Source organism: Methylobacterium nigriterrae (genome assembly GCF_037106235.1).
GTDB classification, from domain to species: domain Bacteria; phylum Pseudomonadota; class Alphaproteobacteria; order Rhizobiales; family Beijerinckiaceae; genus Methylobacterium; species Methylobacterium nigriterrae.
Genome location: NZ_JBAWTG010000489.1, coordinates 1 through 606, shown reverse-complemented (window position 1 = coordinate 606; position 606 = coordinate 1). Strand labels below are relative to the sequence as shown.

Genomic DNA, 606 nt, shown 5'->3' with positions numbered 1-606 from the left:
CGGGCGCAAGCGGTCGAGGGCTCATGGCTCCCGCCCCAGCGAGGACGGGATCGTGCCCGCATCCATCCAACGCGCCTGCCACAACCGGCTGCTGAAGGCTCTGCCCGAGGCGGACTTCGCCCTGCTGCAGCCTCACCTGATGACCGTGCCGCTCCGGCTGGGCGAGGTCTTGATCCGAGCCGACACGCCGATCGAGCGCGTCTGCTTCGTCGAGGACGGGATCCTCTCCCACATCGTCACAGCAGCCGACGGCAAGCAGATCGAGCTGGCGCTCGTCGGTCGCGAGGGCATGGTCGGCGTGCCGGTGCTGTTCGGGACGGATCGGACCCCGCACGAAGATCGGGTGCAGGCGACGGGTTACGCCTGGAGCGTGTCCTCGAAGGCCCTGCGCGAGGTCCTCGGCAGCAGTCCCGGTCTGCACGCGCTGCTGCTGCGCTACGTTCAGTCCCTCAATGTCCAGGTCGCCGGCACGGCCCTGGCCAACACGCGCTACAAGCTGGAGCAGCGTCTCGCGCGCTGGCTTCTGATGTGCCACGACCGCACGGAGGGCGACGAGCTGCCGACGACGCACCGGTTCCTGTCGCTGATGCTCGGGGTCAACCGTCC

General features: G+C 69.1%; 1 protein-coding gene. It reads left to right on the top strand.

Annotated elements, in window-relative coordinates:
• Positions 1-52: 52 nt before the first annotated feature.
• Positions 53-606, top strand: a 554-nt coding sequence (locus WDW90_RS37885) for a Crp/Fnr family transcriptional regulator (RefSeq protein ID WP_336492844.1), incomplete at its 3' end; no start/stop codon positions are given.